The organism is Geobacillus sp. CX412 (genome assembly GCF_027942335.1).
GTDB classification, from domain to species: domain Bacteria; phylum Bacillota; class Bacilli; order Bacillales; family Anoxybacillaceae; genus Parageobacillus_B; species Parageobacillus_B toebii.
On record NZ_CP103461.1, the window covers coordinates 1842937 to 1860473 of the forward strand.

Annotated in this window: 12 protein-coding genes and 3 pseudogenes; 7 read left to right on the plus strand and 8 right to left on the minus strand. The window is 43.6% G+C overall.

Translation table 11 applies throughout. The features are described from left to right. Positions 1–58: 58 nt before the first annotated feature. Positions 59–565 carry a metal-dependent hydrolase gene (locus tag NXM86_RS09835; protein ID WP_081188719.1) on the minus strand — a complete coding sequence of 169 codons (507 nt, stop codon included), beginning with the start codon at positions 563–565 and terminating at the stop codon, positions 59–61. A 182-nt stretch (positions 566–747) separates the two neighbouring features. Here NXM86_RS09835 and NXM86_RS09840 point away from each other — a divergent pair. The 4 genes and pseudogenes from NXM86_RS09840 (at position 748) to narI (ending at position 7163) form a co-directional block, all read left to right on the plus strand. Then, positions 748–4430 (plus strand): annotated as a pseudogene (locus NXM86_RS09840) (nitrate reductase subunit alpha). Next, positions 4420–5892 (plus strand): nitrate reductase subunit beta, encoded by a 1473-nt coding sequence (narH, locus tag NXM86_RS09845; protein ID WP_089097555.1) that lies wholly within the window; start codon positions 4420–4422, stop codon positions 5890–5892. The pseudogene NXM86_RS09840 and the gene narH overlap by 11 nt, the downstream one beginning before the upstream one ends. Before the next feature lie 16 nt (positions 5893–5908). Next, the gene (gene narJ / locus NXM86_RS09850) at positions 5909–6457 is read left to right on the plus strand and encodes a nitrate reductase molybdenum cofactor assembly chaperone (RefSeq protein ID WP_041269648.1); all 549 of its coding nucleotides are present in this window, start codon (positions 5909–5911) and stop codon (positions 6455–6457) included. A gap of 1 nt (position 6458) precedes the next feature. Then, positions 6459–7163, plus strand: coding sequence for a respiratory nitrate reductase subunit gamma (narI, locus tag NXM86_RS09855; RefSeq protein ID WP_015863790.1), 705 nt, complete (start codon positions 6459–6461; stop codon positions 7161–7163). A gap of 73 nt (positions 7164–7236) precedes the next feature. Here the strand turns inward: narI and NXM86_RS09860 are convergent, their stop codons facing one another. From NXM86_RS09860 to NXM86_RS09885, 6 genes and pseudogenes are all read right to left on the minus strand, one after another. After that, positions 7237–7770 carry a hemerythrin domain-containing protein gene (locus tag NXM86_RS09860; protein WP_015863789.1) on the minus strand — a complete coding sequence of 178 codons (534 nt, stop codon included), beginning with the start codon at positions 7768–7770 and terminating at the stop codon, positions 7237–7239. A gap of 132 nt (positions 7771–7902) precedes the next feature. Continuing rightward, positions 7903–10197, minus strand: coding sequence for a thiamine pyrophosphate-dependent enzyme (locus NXM86_RS09865; protein WP_498959024.1), 2295 nt, complete (start codon positions 10195–10197; stop codon positions 7903–7905). Positions 10198–10206: 9 nt separating this feature from the next. Further along, positions 10207–11211: pseudogene (locus NXM86_RS09870) on the minus strand (2-oxoacid:acceptor oxidoreductase family protein); the annotation flags it as partial. A 255-nt stretch (positions 11212–11466) separates the two neighbouring features. Continuing rightward, positions 11467–12260, minus strand: a pseudogene (locus tag NXM86_RS09875) (uroporphyrinogen-III synthase). Positions 12261–12377: 117 nt separating this feature from the next. Further along, entirely contained in the window at positions 12378–12623 is a 246-nt protein-coding gene (locus NXM86_RS09880; protein WP_062754233.1) for a hypothetical protein, read from the minus strand. Positions 12624–12818: 195 nt separating this feature from the next. After that, a complete protein-coding gene (locus tag NXM86_RS09885; protein ID WP_062754235.1) occupies positions 12819–13094 on the minus strand; it encodes a hypothetical protein in 276 nt (91 codons plus the stop codon). Positions 13095–13293: 199 nt separating this feature from the next. On the opposite strand from NXM86_RS09885, the gene NXM86_RS09890 reads away from it, so the two are divergent. Continuing rightward, positions 13294–14607, plus strand: coding sequence for a sensor histidine kinase (locus NXM86_RS09890; RefSeq protein WP_015863785.1), 1314 nt, complete (start codon positions 13294–13296; stop codon positions 14605–14607). A gap of 253 nt (positions 14608–14860) precedes the next feature. Beyond that, positions 14861–15610, plus strand: coding sequence for a type I methionyl aminopeptidase (gene map, locus NXM86_RS09895; protein WP_015863784.1), 750 nt, complete (start codon positions 14861–14863; stop codon positions 15608–15610). 203 nt (positions 15611–15813) lie between these two features. Here the strand turns inward: map and NXM86_RS09900 are convergent, their stop codons facing one another. Then, the gene (locus NXM86_RS09900; RefSeq protein ID WP_015863783.1) at positions 15814–16215 is read right to left on the minus strand and encodes a secondary thiamine-phosphate synthase enzyme YjbQ; all 402 of its coding nucleotides are present in this window, start codon (positions 16213–16215) and stop codon (positions 15814–15816) included. 91 nt (positions 16216–16306) lie between these two features. Between NXM86_RS09900 and NXM86_RS09905 the strand changes: the two genes are divergently transcribed. After that, positions 16307–17233, plus strand: a complete 927-nt coding sequence (locus NXM86_RS09905; protein ID WP_015863782.1) for an MBL fold metallo-hydrolase — start codon at positions 16307–16309, stop codon at positions 17231–17233. Positions 17234–17537: the final 304 nt, after the last annotated feature.

Sequence of the window (17537 nt, forward strand, 5' to 3'; positions counted from 1 at the left end):
TTCATTCGATCAATTATTTTTTGTAATTCGCCGCAGACAAACTTTTTTCCTTTTTTTCTCATCGAAATAAAGCAAGAGAACGCCACCATTCGAAAAACAGCTGTTCTTTTGCGCCGATATAGACAAGCAAGGCAAACGCTGCGTAAAAGAGCGCTTTTTCGATGAAATTGCCTGTGCGATAGATGGGAATTTTAAATCGCTTTAAAGTGAACGGCCAAAAGAGCGGCACACCTTGGACAGAGAAAAAGTCTTCGAGAATATGAAACAAATAGCCGAGCACAAAGCCGACGGCAAATAACGAAGACGACTCCCACATCATAACAAGGGCGATGATTCCCCATACAACAAGCGAATGGGTCATGCCGCGATGGCCAAACGCTTCTTTTACTTTATTGGATACCCCCATTGAGCGCCGTCCGACGTACGACTTCGGTTCATCAATGTCGGGAAGTAAGCTGCCGACGACAATTCCCGCCGTATAGCTTACGCTAAACGAAAGTGATGTATGCGCAGCGACCGCTGCCCCAAAACATAATGACGTAACAATATGACTATGATATCTCAATGCGACCTCCTCATTATGTAAAACTTTTTCTCTATTATAACACAAAAAAAGAATGTTTGTTCGTTTTCGTTCACCATTTGACAGATTTGTGACAATCGAGCCAACTGTGACAAAGTTAACATCCCTTTATTTTCATTATGGCTATAGTAAAATTACACAAATTGATGAAGGAGTGAAACAAAATGAAACGAAAGCGATCTCCGTTATTGAATCGTTTCAAATATATGAAACCGATCGAACGATATGCTAATGACCATAGTGAGGTGACCTACGGCGACCGCGATTGGGAAAATGTTTACCGCCGCCGTTGGCAGCATGATAAAGTCGTCCGTTCCACCCATGGAGTCAACTGCACTGGCTCATGCAGCTGGAACATTTACGTAAAAGACGGAATCGTCACATGGGAAGGACAACAAATTGATTATCCGTCAACCGGACCGGATATGCCTGATTTTGAACCACGCGGTTGTCCTCGCGGCGCAAGTTTTTCTTGGTACATTTACAGCCCGCTCCGCGTGAAATATCCATACGTGCGCGGCGTGTTGATGGATATGTGGCGGGAAGCGCTACAAGAACATAAAAATCCGCTTGACGCTTGGAAAAGCATCGTCGAAAATCCGGAAAAAGCAAAACGGTATAAACAAGCGCGCGGAAAGGGCGGATTTGTCCGCGTCAGCTGGGATGAAGCGTTAACGCTTGTCGCTACATCACTATTATATACTGTCATCAAATACGGTCCGGACCGCAATGTTGGTTTTTCGCCAATTCCAGCGATGTCGATGGTCAGCCATGCGGCCGGTTCACGCTTTATGCAGCTGATAGGCGGACCGATGCTTAGCTTTTACGACTGGTATGCGGACCTGCCGCCTGCATCGCCGCAAATTTGGGGCGACCAAACCGACGTTCCGGAATCGAGTGACTGGTATAACTCCGGCTACATTATTACATGGGGGTCCAATGTACCGCTCACCCGGACGCCAGACGCCCACTTTTTAGCGGAAGTTCGCTACCGCGGTACAAAAGTCGTGTCAATCAGCCCAGACTATGCCGAATCGACAAAGTTTGCCGATGATTGGCTCAGCGTGAAACCAGGAACAGATGGCGCGCTCGCCATGGCCATGGGCCATGTCATTTTAAAAGAATATTACGTCGATCGGCAAGTTCCTTACTTCCAGCAATATGCCAAAACATACACCGATTTTCCGTTCGTTGTCACTTTGAAAAAAGATGGCAACAAATGGGTGGCCGACCGCTTCCTGCAGGCAAAAGATCTCGGCCGCAACGTCACCAACGCCGAATGGAAGCCGGTCGTTTACGATGAAAATAAAAAAACATTTACGATTCCGCATGGAACAATCGGTTCGCGCTGGGACGATCAAGGAAAATGGAATTTACATATGGTGGATGAAGAAACGGAACAGCCGATTGAACCTTGTCTATCGTTTTTAGGGAGCGAAGATGAGCTCGTTACGATTCATATTCCGTACTTTACTAATGAAGGAAGGGAAACGATTGAACGCGTCGTCCGGCAAAAAAAATACAAACCGAAAATGGCGAAACGTATGTAACGACCGTCTATGATCTTGTCCTTGCCAATTACGGCGTCGACCGCGGGATTGGTGGAAACGTCGCCCGTACGTACAATGATCTTGTTCCATTCACGCCAGCATGGCAAGAAACGATTACCGGCGTCAAACGCGAGCTAGCGATTAAAATCGCGCGCGAGTTCGCGCAAAACGCGATTGACACCAACGGCCGCTCAATGATTATTGTCGGCGCTGGCATTAACCATTGGTTCCACTCCGATGCGATTTACCGCGCCGTATTAAATCTTGTCTTGTTCGTCGGCGCGCAAGGAGTCAACGGCGGCGGATGGGCGCACTACGTCGGACAAGAAAAACTGCGTCCGGCAGAAGGATGGCAAACGATTATGACAGCGCGCGATTGGACGATGCCGCCAAAATTGCAAAATGGTACATCGTTCTTCTACTTTGCGACTGACCAATGGCGCTATGAAGAAATACCAGTCGATGAACTTGTTTCTCCGCTTGTGAAAAAAGCACGTTATTCACATTATGCTGATTATAACGTTCTTGCAGCACGGCTTGGCTGGCTGCCTTCTTATCCGACATTTAACAAAAACGGAATTGACTTGTATGAAGAAGCCGTTGCCGCCGGCGCTTCGACACCGGAACAAATCGCGCAATATGTCGCTCGACAATTAAAAGAAAAAACACTGCGATTTGCGATTGAAGATCCGGATCATGAAGCCAACTTTCCAAGAAATTTAATCGTTTGGCGCGCAAACTTAATTTCTAGCTCGGGCAAAGGCCATGAGTATTTCTTAAAACATTTGCTCGGCACCACACACGGATTGATGAACGATGATCAAGACAGTTTGCGTCCGCAAGAAATCACATGGCGCGAACAAGCACCGGAAGGAAAGCTCGATTTATTAATCAACTTAGATTTCCGCATGGCGGGAACGGCGCTATATTCCGATATCGTTCTTCCTGCTGCAACATGGTACGAAAAACACGACTTAAGCAGCACGGATATGCATCCGTTTGTTCATCCATTTAATCCAGCGATTTCCTCGCCATGGGAAGCACGCTCAGACTGGGATATTTTCAAGTCATTAGCAAAAGCCGTTTCCGATGTCGCAAAACAAATCGGCATGAAGCCGGTCAAAGAAGTGGTGGCGACTCCTCTTCTTCATGACACGGCGCAAGAATTGTCACAGCCTTTCGGCAAAGTACGTGACTGGAGTAAAGGCGAGTGCGAACCAATCCCAGGAAAAACGATGCCGAACATTCATGTCGTCGAGCGCGACTATACACTTATTTACGATAAAATGATCTCCCTTGGACCGAACGTGGCCAAACAACCAATGGGCACAAAAGGCATTGCCTGGTCGGCCAAAGACGAGTACGAAAAATTGAAAAAGACGTTAGGCACGATCAAACGCTCGTCGATTGCCGCCGGCTGCCCAGATATTAGCGATGCGAAAAATGCGGCGGAAGCGATCCTCGCGCTATCATCGACAACAAACGGAAAAGTGGCTGTAAAAGCGTGGGAGGCGCTCGAGAAAAAGACGAACTTGTCGCTTGTCGATTTAGCGAAAGAACGTGAAGAAGAATGCTTTACGTTCGAGCAAATTACCGCACAGCCAAAAACAGTCATCACTTCACCGGCGTTTAGCGGCTCAGAAAAAGGCGGAAGACGTTATTCACCGTTTACGACGAACGTCGAACGGCTCATTCCTTGGCGGACATTGACAGGACGGCAGTCGTATTACTTGGATCACGAATTAATGCATGAATTTGGCGAAGCAATGGCAACGTTTAAACCAACCTTGCAGCATCGCCCATTTTCGAAAAAACGTCCGGACGTCAAAGGAAAAGAAATCGTTCTGAATTATTTAACACCACATAACAAATGGTCGATTCACAGCATGTACTTTGATGCGTTGCCAATGCTTACGCTGTTCCGCGGCGGTCCGACCGTCTGGATCAACAAAGATGATGCCGAAGAAGCCGGCATTCGCGATAACGACTGGATTGAATGCTTCAACCGCAACGGCGTCGTTGTCGCACGCGCTGTTGTCTCTCACCGTTTGCCGCGCGGTATGGCATTTATGCACCACGCCCAGGACCGACACATTAACGTTCCTGGTACGAAACTGACAAACAACCGCGGAGGCACGCACAACAGCCCGACACGCATTCATATGAAACCGACCCATATGATTGGCGGGTATGCGCAATTAAGCTACGGATTTAACTATTACGGTCCAACTGGAAACCAACGCGACTTGTATGTCATTATTCGCAAATTAGAGGAGGTCGATTGGCTTGAAGATTAAAGCGCAAGTCGGCATGGTCATGAATTTAGATAAATGCATCGGCTGCCATACGTGCAGCGTCACTTGCAAAAATACGTGGACAAATCGTCCCGGTGCAGAATATATGTATTTCAACAACGTCGAAACAAAACCAGGGATCGGTTATCCGAAACAGTGGGAAGATCAAGACAAATATAAAGGCGGCTGGGAGCTCAAAAACGGGGAGCTCCAGCTGAAATCCGGCTCAAAAACAACGCGCCTTCTCAACTTGTTTTATAATCCGTATCAACCAACGATTGATGACTATTATGAACCATGGAATTATGATTACGAAACATTGACCACTAGCCCCGAAAAACGCCATCAGCCGGTTGCTCGCCCGAAATCGGCGATCACCGGCGAGTTCATGGAACTATCTTGGGGGCCAAACTGGGAAGACGATCTTGCCGGTGCTCACATTACCGGACTAAAAGATCCGAACGTTGTCAAAATGGAACAAGCGATCCAAGCGGAATTTGAAAATGTGTTTATGATGTATTTGCCGCGTATTTGCGAGCATTGCATCAATCCGCCTTGCGTTTCAAGCTGCCCATCGGGAGCGATGTACAAACGCGATGAAGACGGCATCGTCCTCGTTGACCAAAACGCATGCCGCGCATGGCGCCATTGCGTGACAAGCTGCCCGTATAAAAAAGTATATTTTAACTGGCAAACAAATAAAGCGGAAAAATGTACGCTTTGCTTTCCGCGAATTGAAGCGGGCATGCCGACGATTTGCGCGGAAACGTGCGTCGGCCGCATTCGTTACATCGGCGTCATGCTTTATGATGCGGACAAAGTGAAAGAAGCGGCAAGCGTGGAAGATGAAAAATCGTTATACCATTCTCAACTTGAAATTTTCTTAGATCCGCACGATCCAGAAGTCATCGCGAAAGCGAAAGAAGAAGGTATTCCGGACGAATGGATTGAAGCAGCGCAGCGTTCGCCGATTTATAAAATGATTGTCGACTGGAAAATCGCTCTTCCGCTTCACCCGGAATACCGCACATTGCCAATGGTATGGTATATTCCTCCGCTTAGCCCGATTATGAACATGTTTGAAGGAAAAGGAAGCAAAGCGAACGCGGAAGACATTTTCCCAGCGATTGATGAAATGCGCATCCCAATTCAATATTTAGCAAATTTATTAACAGCTGGAGATGAAACACACATCCGTATTACGTTGAAAAAAATGGCGGCGATGCGTTCCTATATGCGCGCGCGTCAAACAAACAAACAACCCGATATCAGCATGATAGAAGAGCTCGATTTAAGCGAACAAGATATCGAAGACATGTACCGTTTATTAGCGATCGCCAAATATAAAGACCGCTTCGTGATTCCGGCATCCCATCGCGAAGAAGTCGCCGAATTATACGCGGAACAAGGAAGCTGCGGTTTATCATTTGCCGGCGGTCCAGGTGCTTGCGGCACGCTCTCTTAATACGAGGTGATAAATGATGGATCAAGAACAAATGCAAACCGTGTTTTTATGCATATCCCATTTATTGTCATATCCTGATGAAGAATGGGCAAACTTGCTAGACGACTGCCTAGAAGCAATCCATACTGTACAAAATGATGCAATCGTCAATAATATCTCGACTTTTATTCATCACATACAAACAATCTCTACTCAGCAGCGCATGGAACAATATGTCGAAACGTTCGATTTCGGCAAAAAAACAAATTTGTATGTTACCTATATGAATACAGGCGAGCAGCGCGAGCGCGGTTTGGAGCTTTTGCAACTAAAACAGCGTTATAAAGCGGCCGGTTTTGATACGACCGACCAAGAACTTCCCGATTATTTGCCGCTAATGCTTGAGTTTGCCGCCTACGCGGAACAACAATATGTTGTTCCGCTCTTTGAAACATATGCGAACAATATCGATGAAATCCGAAAACAGCTCGCAGCCATTGAAAGTCCTTATACCGCTATTTTCGACGCTATTTTCCTGGCGTTCGAAGAACTTGGTGTGAAGCCAATCCCGAAAGGAAGTGTGTGATATGTTGAAACAATTTCTTTGGGTCATTTTGCCTTACGTTGTCCTAACGATTTTTATCGGCGGCCATATTTGGCGTTATCAATACGATCAGTTTGGCTGGACGTCCAAATCAAGCGAAGTATTGGAAAAAAAGCAGTTGCGTCTCGGCAGCCTTCTTTTCCATTGGGGAATTTTATTCGTTTTTATCGGACATGTCATGGGAATTCTGATTCCTGAAGCCGTTTACGAAACGATGGGCATTTCGGAAGAAGCATACCACCTCATTGCCCTTGCTGGTGGTATTCCGGCAGGATTGGCTGCTCTGATCGGACTAATCATTCTGACCCGCCGCCGCATAGCGGTAAAGCGCGTTAGAGTAACAAGCAGCCGTGGGGATTGGATCGCTCTCTTTTTCCTCGCGATTGTCATCTTAACCGGACTTTTTTCTACGCTGCTTAATATCGATTCCAACGGCTTTGACTATCGAACAACAATCGGTCCATGGTTCCGCGGCGTCCTAATGTTCCGGCCAAACCCAGCTTATATGGAACAGGTGCCAATCTGGTTTCAAATTCATATTATCGCAGCATTAGGCATTTTTGCCGTTTGGCCATTTACAAGATTGGTGCACGTGTTTAGCTTGCCGCTCCGTTATCTTAGACGAAACTATGTCGTTTATCGTAAACGCATGCCTAAGCAAGCGGAGCAACTAAACAACATTCATTAATATAATATGCTCAAATCCCCCTTTCATATATATGGAAAAACGGGATACCCCTATATGGGGCATCCCGTTTTTCTTATATTTGGCTTATTTTTTCAGCCAATTCTTCTTTTTCTTTATCAGATAGCATGCGTTCGGCCATCGGAAATAGCACGTTTTCTTCTTTCATAAAGTGTTCCGACAAAATATGATATGCTTGGATAACCATATCGGCAAGCTCCATGGCGCTTTCCCGATCGGTCGTTTCTGGAAGCTCCGCTGTTTTTGTTAAAAAAGATGCGATTCGTTGTTTCGCTTGTTCGTGTTCATACTCCATGACCGCAATCGGACCGGATGTTCTTCCGATATATCGAGCCATCATTGGAAACAACACACCTTCTTCCCGCTCTGAGTGCGGATCTAACTCATAAATAAATGCTAGAACATTTTTCCGTAATGCAAGCAAGCGTTCTTTCCAATCTTGCACTTCATCATGGTTGCCAATAGTCTGTGCCAGTTCAAAAAAATCATGCATTTGCTCACGCAACGGCCCATGCTCCTGCTTTAAACGCTCTAAACCTGAACATAGCTCCACTTCTTCGTGCCCGCCCATATGACAAAATGAATGCATTATCTATTCCTCCTATTGTTTCTTTGTCATGATTGTACCTTGTTTTTCGCAAACACGTTGTGAGCGATATCACACCCCAAGATAAAGAAACAATCACACAAGAAAACCTCCTGCGTGATTGTTCCGCATTTTTTATAAATACGGATGTTCATGCTTTGCTTTTAGTATGCGCCATCTTCGCTCAACTTCTTCTTCCAGTTCCATCAAAAGATCGCGGTTTTCTTCTTTTAATAAATGTTTCGCTTTTCCCATATATTTTAGCCATTCGCTCAACGGAATGCGCCGATTTTTTTCTTCCGGATCATACGTAATAGTTGTTTTTCCACGCTCTACTTCATATAGCGGGAAGAAACAAGAATCTACCGCCGCTTTCAAAATTTGTTCTCCATATCGTTCTTCCGATTTCCAGTTTAGCGGGCATGTAATAAGCAGCTTGCCGTATACCGTTCCTTCATGCTGGGCATACCATTGCGCTTTCGCCGCTTTTTTCACTAAATCTTGCGGAAGCGCTTCTGCTCCCGTAAACACATAAGGGATGTTCGTTGCCGCCATAATTTGCGGCGTGTCTTTATGATGAAACGCCTTTCCGCGCTGCGTTTTTCCAACTCCCGTCGTGCTTGTCATATGTCCCATCGGTGTTGAATAGGACATTTGGGAGCCGGTGTTCATATATCCTTCATTATCATACTCGATAATAATTAATTTGTGGTTGCGCAGGGCAGTTCCGATGGCGGATCCCATTCCGATGTCCATGCCGCCGTCGCCTGTGACCATCACAAATGTCACATCATCGGAAACATTGAGTTCTCCGCGGCGTTTCATTTCGAAAAATGCTTCCACCATTCCTGACAAGGTTGCCGCCCCGTTTTGGAATAAGTTATGGACCATCGTTTGTTTATGCGAGCTATATGGATAAGCAGTCGTTACAACGTAAGCGCACCCAGTCTGGAATAAGACGACAACATCGCCTTCAATTCCTTTAAAAAATAGCTCTAACCCTGGGAAAATTCCACATCCTGGACAAGCGCCATGCCCCGGAGCAAGCCGTTTCGGTTTCGCCGTTAATGCGCGAAGTGGAGGGATTTTTACTTTTAGCCGCTTCGTTTCTTCATCTTGAGTAACTTGAATTAATCCCGTTTTAAACGAATCTCCATGCATTGGCTCGATTACTGGCTTTTGCCGCTTTTCAGGGCGGCCCGGCACATGTCCAAAATAATCAAACGGCTTTTCTGCGTATCCTTTTTCCATTGCCTCGATCGCCATTTGGAAAAACGCTTCCGCATCTTCCGCATAAAAATCTTTCCCACCAACGCCAAACACGCGGCTTAACACGATCGTTTTATTTTCTTTATCCTCTTTTAAAGCTGATTTCACTTCATGTGTCATGTTCGGCCCATGTGCTCCGTACGAATCCGCCCGTTCTCCGATAAGAAGTGCTTTAACATGTTTTAATGCTTTGCGAATTTCTTCGACTGGAAATGGACGAATAATATTCGGGCTGATGACTCCCGCTTTAATGCCTTTTGCCCGCAACTTGTCAACGACATCTTTTGCCGTTTCTGCCGCTGAGTTTAGTAAAAATAGCGCTACTTCCGCGTCTTCCATTTTATATAAATCGAGTACCGGATATTCGCGGCCTGATAACACAGCATACTCGCGCGCTACTTGCTTGAACACCTCTCCTGCACGGTATAAAGCTTCTGATTGCTGATAGTTATTATTGATTAAATCATCCCCGTTCATATGAGCTCCGATGGTAATCGGCTTTTTCGGGTCGGACGCATTTGGGAAATTCGTTGGTCGCTCACCAATAAAGGATTGTACGACGCTTCGGTCTTTAAAATATTGTACTTTTCGTTTTTGATGTGATGTGAAAAAGCCGTCATACGCGACGATGACAGGCAGACGGACATCGGCATGCTCAGCAATTTTCAACGCCATAATATTCATGTCATATACCGCCTGTGGAGTGCGGGCGAGCAAAATAACCCAACCAGTATTTAAGGCAAAATAAAGATCAGAATGATCGCCACGAATATCGAGCGGGCCGCTGATCGAGCGAGTAACTAAATTCAACACCATTGGAAAACGCGTCCCAGACTGTACCGGCAACTGCTCAAGCATATACATTAAACCGTTTGCACTCGTTGCATTTAACACACGTGCCCCCATAATGGACGCTCCATAACAAATACCGGCAGAACCGTGTTCTCCATCGGCTGATATGAGTTCAATCGCATGCTCTCCTCGTAATTTCATCTGATCTAATAGCTGAGCAATTTCTGTAGACGGTGTAATTGGAAAATACCCCATAATATGATAGTTAATTTGCGCAGCCGCAAGCGCCGCCATTTCATTCCCCGATTCAAACGCTGTCACTTGTTCTGCTTTTGTTGTCATTCCTACTTTTTCTTCTAACATTGCCATCAGTTTGTCCCCCCCTGCTACGAATGGGAATTTATGTTTCACCATATGTTGATCAGCAAACCCAAGTGTTTCTCTCACAACACTTAACGCATCTGTCGGACATGCTTCGACGCATTTTAAACAGCCTTTACAATATTGGTAATCGATACCTTTTAAGAACATTTGTTTTCGGCCTTTTTTATCTAAGCCTTCTTCCCAAACGAAACAAAAATCAGGGCAAACATTATCACAGGCCACACAATGAATACATTTTTCCGCTTCCCATTTCGGCAAAAATCCTTGACGCGACCCACTTAAATCTTTGAAAATACTATTTCCATTAGCAACAATGATTCCACCTATTTCTTGCGTTTCATATCCTAAAAGCGGCTCAGGGCGAGAAAATGCTTTTCCACGAACATTTTCCGATACTTCATATGTTTGAAAACGAACTTCATGATATCCTCGTTCAAATGTACGAATATTCTGTTCTACTAGATGTGGATATTTTTTTGAAAACGTTTTTCGAATTACTTCTTTCATCGCGTTAGGATCAAGAAAATCACAAACACGGAATAAGGCCCCGAGCATGGCTGTGTTTACCCTTGTTTTTTCCTCTACAGCAATCCCAAGTGCATCTACGACAGCGAGCGTCCCATATTCCAATCGTAAATCGCGTCTAATATCTGCAAAATCTCTTGTCGAATTAACAACAACAATTCCATCGGGCACTAAACCACTTACAACATCAACCGTTTTATAAAGCGCTTCATGAAATATCCCGATGACATGCGGTTCTTCAATCGGGCTATGGGCGCGAATCTCTACATCTGGCTCACAAAAACGTATAAAGCTTTTCACAGGAGTACCTTTTTTCTCTGAGCCGTATGTCGAAAAGTTCGACCCATTTAAACCATGTCCCAGCACTCCTGCTTCAGCGAGCATTTTTCCTGCTAAATTAGCGCCAAGTCCTCCAATCGACTCAAGACGTATTTCAAAAAAACCCAAATCATTTGTTTTTGGTAAAATTGACATGTAACCCCTCCCATAGTTAACAATAATAACCTATATCCCCATTGTATTTATTTTACTAGAGGAACAATAAAAGAGATGTGATTGAAATCATACATTCAAATTTTTATTAATAGTACACATATGTTGCAACCCAATAAACCCCTATATTACTAGGATTAAAATAAATCTATCAATTATATAACAGATATTTATATGTATTATAACAGGATAAACATAAAAACACCTAGGGAACAATATCCCTAAGTGTTTTTAACATTAGTGTTCAAAATATTGCGATAACGTAACAATCATTGCGCCCATCCGCTCTAGTTCCGGAGCAACAACGCGGACAATCCCCTCTTCATAAAGCGCTTCAGCTGTAACTTTTCCGACCGCACACGCAATAACATGTTCGTTAAATGATTGCCGGAACCACTCAATATCTTTTTGTTCTTTTACAAATGAAAATAAAAAACGAACTTGCACCTCCGTCGTAAAACAAACAGCATCTACTTTTCGGTGAATCACTTCCTCGTACAGCTTTTCGAGCACTTCGGGATCTGGGGCAACATGGCGATACGGAAGCAGCTCGGTATATATCGCATGATTTTCTTCCAAAAACTCCTTTAATGTCGGAGACGTGGTTCCGTGCAATTGGACAATCACTTTTTTTCCCGCAAAGGAATATTCATTAAGTAAGCGAATAAGTCCCTTTGTTGTTCCATCATCACTGGCAGCAACAGGAGCAACTCCAATTTTCTTTAATGCCGCAGCCGTCTTATACCCCGAACCGCTACGTTCGCATGCTGAATCGTTTTCACCCATTCCTCTTTCACTTTCCCTCTCTCTGCCGCTTCTAGTAACGTTTCCACTCCTATGCCTGTTGTAAAAATAAACCAGTCCGGGCGCATTGCAATAACAGCACGAATTTCATCTTCCAGCTCCCCTTCCTTTGAAAATAATATCCCTTGCGCCGGGCGCACGATCGCTATTCCACCTTGTTTTTCAATGAGTGTCGTCATTTCTTCTAATTTTCTTGACGCGCATAAGACGATGCGTTTGCCACGCATGTTTCCTCCCCCTCTCGCAATATGAATTACCTTCATTTTAAGGTAACGTCTTCCCGCTCTGCAATACATAAAAGGGAGCGTCCTCTTTTTTAATGAGTCCGCTCCCTTTCTTTTCACTTAATGGATATGTACAACTTGTTCTTCTCTTATATCAAACGATCCATAAATTCGGGTCGGTTCAATGGAAATGACCTTATCTAAAGAAATATTGATAAGCGTCATTTTCCGATTATATGCAAACAACTTATGGACATCTTTATAAAGTTTGACAGGCAAAAACGTAGCCTCTCCTTGATCAGTTTTAATTTTTACCGGCTGTTTTTTCTCAATCCAAATCATTAACTGCTTATATGACTCCCGCATATTAGGAAAATCCCCCTTTCATTACCAATTATAAAAATAAACCGCGGGAGAAAGAACAAAGAAAAATCAACAAATTATTATCTTTTTGTTATCTTTACATATCACATTTTGTCGACAACAAAAAAACATGAGAAGCGCTCATGCCTAAACCTTTAACGATATAATAAATTTTTCCGTTTAACGTTTGTTCCTGTTTCACTCGATGGAGTGTGGCACTTTCTCTTTTAGAAAGGCGCATACAGCTTTTTCAGCTTCAGCTGGTATGCATTTACAGACGTTTTCCCGCTTTTTTAAGCTTTCTACTAACTTTTCTTCGCCGGCAATCTCTAAATCGACAGCTCCTCCTTTCTTTGCCGTATGTACAGCTGGCTCTTTTGTCCACACATTCGGTGCTGTTTCATTGAGCACATTCCATAACCCTATCCCCTTCTTCAACGCCAGTGCAGCTGAAAGATAGACCTCTTTTTCCAAACGATTCCTCTTAAGTTATATTTTTAGTTAAAAAATAGTATAGAATAACTATCTGTTTTTTGTTGAAAAACAAAGATTTATGTCAAAAAAACACTATAAATTCACTCTTAACATCCGACATGTTTATTGTTTACAATGTAATATATTTAATCGTTAAATTTGCTTCTATATACCGTATTACGAGAAAGAAGGTGCTGCTATGCTTGCTATTTTAAAAGATTTTTTACTAAATTTGTTCTTTATTCTTATTCCAATTTTTATCGTTCCTTTATGGGTGGAAGAAAGAAATATACCTAGACATATCAAACAACATTTGTTCACCGTTTGTTTGGCACTCGTCATTATTTTATGTATCACCATTCCTGTCAGTTCGGATCCAGATTTCATTTTCGATTTGAGGCAAATACCTCTTTGGTTAGGGAGTCTATATAAAGGGCCAGCAACAAGCTTGTTTTTATGTTTAGTAACCATTGGTTGCCGCTTGTTGTTTGGAGGGGCCGGATTTCTCGTTACGGTCATTACCTCAATATTTATTATGATAACAAGCATGACTTTATCGAAAAAATTTTTGCAGCTATCATCTAAGCATCGTATATTGCTTGCCACTGCACTATGCGCGTTTTCGGGATCTTTATCCCTCGAACTGGCCCAAATGTTTCAAGGTATTTCATCATCGTCCTCTATCATGTCACTTACCTATTTGTTTGTTCAACCGATATTTATGCTGATTGTCTGCTCATTAAAAGAAATGATATATAAAAATATGGAATTGCGGAAACGAATTATCCGTGCGGAAAAAATGGAAGTAGTGAGTCATCTAGCAGCATCCATTTCCCACGAAATACGAAATCCGCTTACCGCTGCGCGCGGGTTTATGCAATTGTTGGAGCAACACCATCTTTCTCCTGAAAAACGGAAGCAATACATACAAATCGCAATTGAAGAGTTGGATCGTGCAGAAGCGATCATTACCGATTACTTAACTTTTGCGAAACCAGCCCCCGAATCGGTAGAAAAGCTGAATGTCAAAACAGAAATTGAGCGCGTGATTGACCTTTTACGCCCGTTTGCTAACATGAACAGTGTGGAAGTAAAAACAACATTAGCGCCGTTTACGATAACTGGAGAGCGCGAAAAATTCCGCCAATGTTTACTCAATATTATGAAAAACTCCATCGAGGCAATGCCAAACGGCGGTGTGCTGCAAATTTACGTTTCTATTGAAAAACAGCGCATGCTTATTCGAATTTCTGACACGGGAGTCGGCATGACAAAAGAACAAATCGATCGGCTAGGAGAACCGTATTTTACAGCAAAAGGAATTAAAGGCACTGGCCTCGGCATGATGGTAGTATACCGCATTATTGAATCCATGAATGGGACGATTCATATTAAAAGTGAAATACATAAAGGAACAGAAGTATCGATTTATCTTCCACTTTCTTCGTCAAATTCTCACGATCTCACAAACGAAGAAAAAAAGTTTCTGCAGCATTATAAAACGTCAACATGATCGAAGACCTAAAGAACGCTCTATTTCTAGCAGCCGGTACGATTTGTTACATACTTTCTTTTTCATCAAAAACAGAGTGTTCGTGCTATTTTTTCGGAAAATTACGTAAATTGGAAAATCACCTTGCTGAGACTCCCTTTCGTTTATCTCTACACTATTTTTTGTTACAATACACAATAGATTTTGTTGCATTACGGCATATATAAATTTTATGATATTCATTTCCAAATCATTAATGAAAAGGAGATTTTCCATGATTCATGTAAAAACAGAAAGAGAAATTAAATTGATGCACGAAGCAGGAAAATTATTGGCAGCTTGCCATCAAGAAATTGCCCAGTTAATTAAGCCAGGAATTACCACAATGGAAATCGACCGCTTTGTAGAAACGTTTTTAGCAAAGCATGGCGCAAAACCGGAACAAAAAGGATATCGAGGCTATCCTTACGCAACGTGCGCTTCGATCAACGACGAAATTTGCCATGGTTTTCCTCGTAATGAGCCGTTAAAAAACGGGGATATTGTGACGATCGATTTTGTTGTTAATTTGCACGGAGCGCTTGCCGATTCCGCATGGACATATGCGGTTGGGGATGTAAGCGAAGAAGTGAAAAAATTGCTTTATGTAACAGAACAATCTCTATATAAAGGGATTGAACAGGCTGTTATCGGCAATCGCATCGGGGATATTGGCCATGCGATCCAAACATATGTCGAAGCAAACGGCTTTTCTGTCGTCCGTGATTTTACTGGACACGGAATTGGGCCAACGATTCACGAAGAACCATACATTCCTCACTTTGGTGAAAAAGGAAAAGGATTGCGCCTAAAAGAAGGAATGGTGATTACGATTGAACCGATGGTAAACATCGGCGCATGGCAAAGCAAAATGGATCAAAACGGCTGGACGGCAAGAACGGTTGACGGTTCTTATTCCGCACAATATGAGCATACGATTGCCATTACGAAAAACGGTCCGCTCATTTTAACGGCTCTTTCCTAATCACCAAACAGAAAAGGACTAACGGTTTCGTTTCGTTAGTCCTTTTTCTAATCGGTGTATTTAAGTTTACATAATATTATTATAGTTATATTCGTTTCATCAATACGATGAACCAGCCATTGAAAACAAAATCTCATCGTGACGATCGATCTTAGGCCTTTACATGCATCTAAAAAATATTAGTGACGAAGGATGCCAGTTGTTTACCCTTCGACCACTTTCACATAAAACGTCCGTTGGCGCGGGCCGTCATATTCGCAAAAATAAATTCCTTGCCATGTTCCCAAAAGCAGCTTTCCATGCGTAATAATGACATGTTGTGACGCACCGACCGTGCTTGCCTTCATATGTGCCGCTGTATTCCCTTCCATATGACGATCAAGCGGATGCTCCCACGGATACGTTTCATCAAAACGCCGGATCATATCCCGCTTCACATCAGGGTCGGCATTTTCGTTAATCGTAATTCCGGCGGTTGTATGCGGACAATAAACAATCGCGAATCCTTCTCTCACTCCAGCTTGACGAACCGTTTGTTCGACGAATGAAGTGATGTCAACCATTTCATCCCGCTTTGTTGTTCGAATCGTAAATGATTGCAACATATTTTTCTTCACCACCAAGCAAAAATTTGTTACTGAAAAAATCATTTTGCTACTCTTATATTATAGCGCACATAAAAAGGGTGAAAAGCAGATGAAGAGATACGAAAACTTAGATGGAGTTTCGACAAAAAAAACGTTTTCTGATTTTCGCCGCTGGCAAAAGGAACGGAAAAACAAAAAGAAAGATTTATCGTATCAAGTTCCTCATGCCGACCCACCGCAATATCCACTTCTTCATACGAACCGTTTTCGCACATTGCTTTCTTGGGTCGGGCATTCTACGTTTGTGATCCAACTAAACGGTATCACCATCGTCACCGATCCCGTATGGGCAACGCGCATGGGAACAGCAAAACGGCTTACGGAGCCCGGCATTTCACTGAATAACATGCCCAAAGTCGATGTCGTGCTTATTTCTCATGGCCATTATGATCATTTGCATTTTCCGAGCATTCGAAAATTAAAAGGAACGCCGCGCATATTCGTTCCTGTTGGGCTTGGCCGTTTATTCCGGCGAAAAGGATATAAGCAAGTGACGGAATTCGAATGGTGGGAAGAACAATCGTTTGGCGATGTGACCTTTACGTTTGTTCCGGCGCAACATTGGACAAGGCGGACGTTATGGGATATGAACACGTCCCACTGGGGTGGCTGGGTCATGCGGTCGAAGGAAAAACCGACGATATATTTTGCTGGCGATAGCGGCTATTTCCGTGGATTCCGAGATATTGGCGAACGCTTTTCGATTGACTATGCGCTTCTTCCGATCGGTGCGTATGAGCCGGAATGGTTTATGGGTCCGCAGCACGTCACTCCTGAAGAAGCGGTACAAGCCTTTGTCGACTGTCAAGCAGACTACTTTATTCCAATGCATTATGGCGCGTTTCGTCTTGCCGATGACACTCCGAAGGAAGCGCTTGACCGTTTGCTTGCTGAATGGAAGCGGCGCGGTCTGGACGAGAGCAGGCTAAAATGTCTAAAACTTGGGGAAGTGCTGGATTGTGATATACGTTCATAAAGAAAAGGAGCCTTGCAATTGGCTCCTTCTTTTCCTAGGATATATTCAATACAAGATGGGATGCTTTCGAAAATTTATTCAGTTCCTTTCTCATATCATAGTCATCTTTACCGTAATAAATGCTCGTATCTGGCCGCAAAAGCTGCCGTTGGACAAACGGATCCTCGCTTTTGGTTGTAAATCCCCGTATGTGAAAAACTTTTGCTTTCACCATGTCCGAATCAAGCGTTGCTGCTGGAAGAAGCAAGTTGAAGAAATGTCTTCATCATATCGATAAGTTCTCCTTTTGCAACATTGCAATTGT

Coding starts and splice junctions, on each gene's coding strand:
- NXM86_RS09880 (WP_062754233.1), bottom strand. CDS start 12,623: ATGCGGGAGTCATATAAGCAGTTAATGATTTGGATTGAGAAAAAACAG.
- NXM86_RS09905 (WP_015863782.1), top strand. CDS start 16,307: ATGAAGAGATACGAAAACTTAGATGGAGTTTCGACAAAAAAAACGTTT.
- narJ (WP_041269648.1), top strand. CDS start 5,909: ATGGATCAAGAACAAATGCAAACCGTGTTTTTATGCATATCCCATTTA.
- NXM86_RS09900 (WP_015863783.1), bottom strand. CDS start 16,215: ATGTTGCAATCATTTACGATTCGAACAACAAAGCGGGATGAAATGGTT.
- NXM86_RS09890 (WP_015863785.1), top strand. CDS start 13,294: ATGCTTGCTATTTTAAAAGATTTTTTACTAAATTTGTTCTTTATTCTT.
- NXM86_RS09860 (WP_015863789.1), bottom strand. CDS start 7,770: ATGCATTCATTTTGTCATATGGGCGGGCACGAAGAAGTGGAGCTATGT.
- narI (WP_015863790.1), top strand. CDS start 6,459: ATGTTGAAACAATTTCTTTGGGTCATTTTGCCTTACGTTGTCCTAACG.
- NXM86_RS09865 (WP_498959024.1), bottom strand. CDS start 10,197: ATGGCAATGTTAGAAGAAAAAGTAGGAATGACAACAAAAGCAGAACAA.
- map (WP_015863784.1), top strand. CDS start 14,861: ATGATTCATGTAAAAACAGAAAGAGAAATTAAATTGATGCACGAAGCA.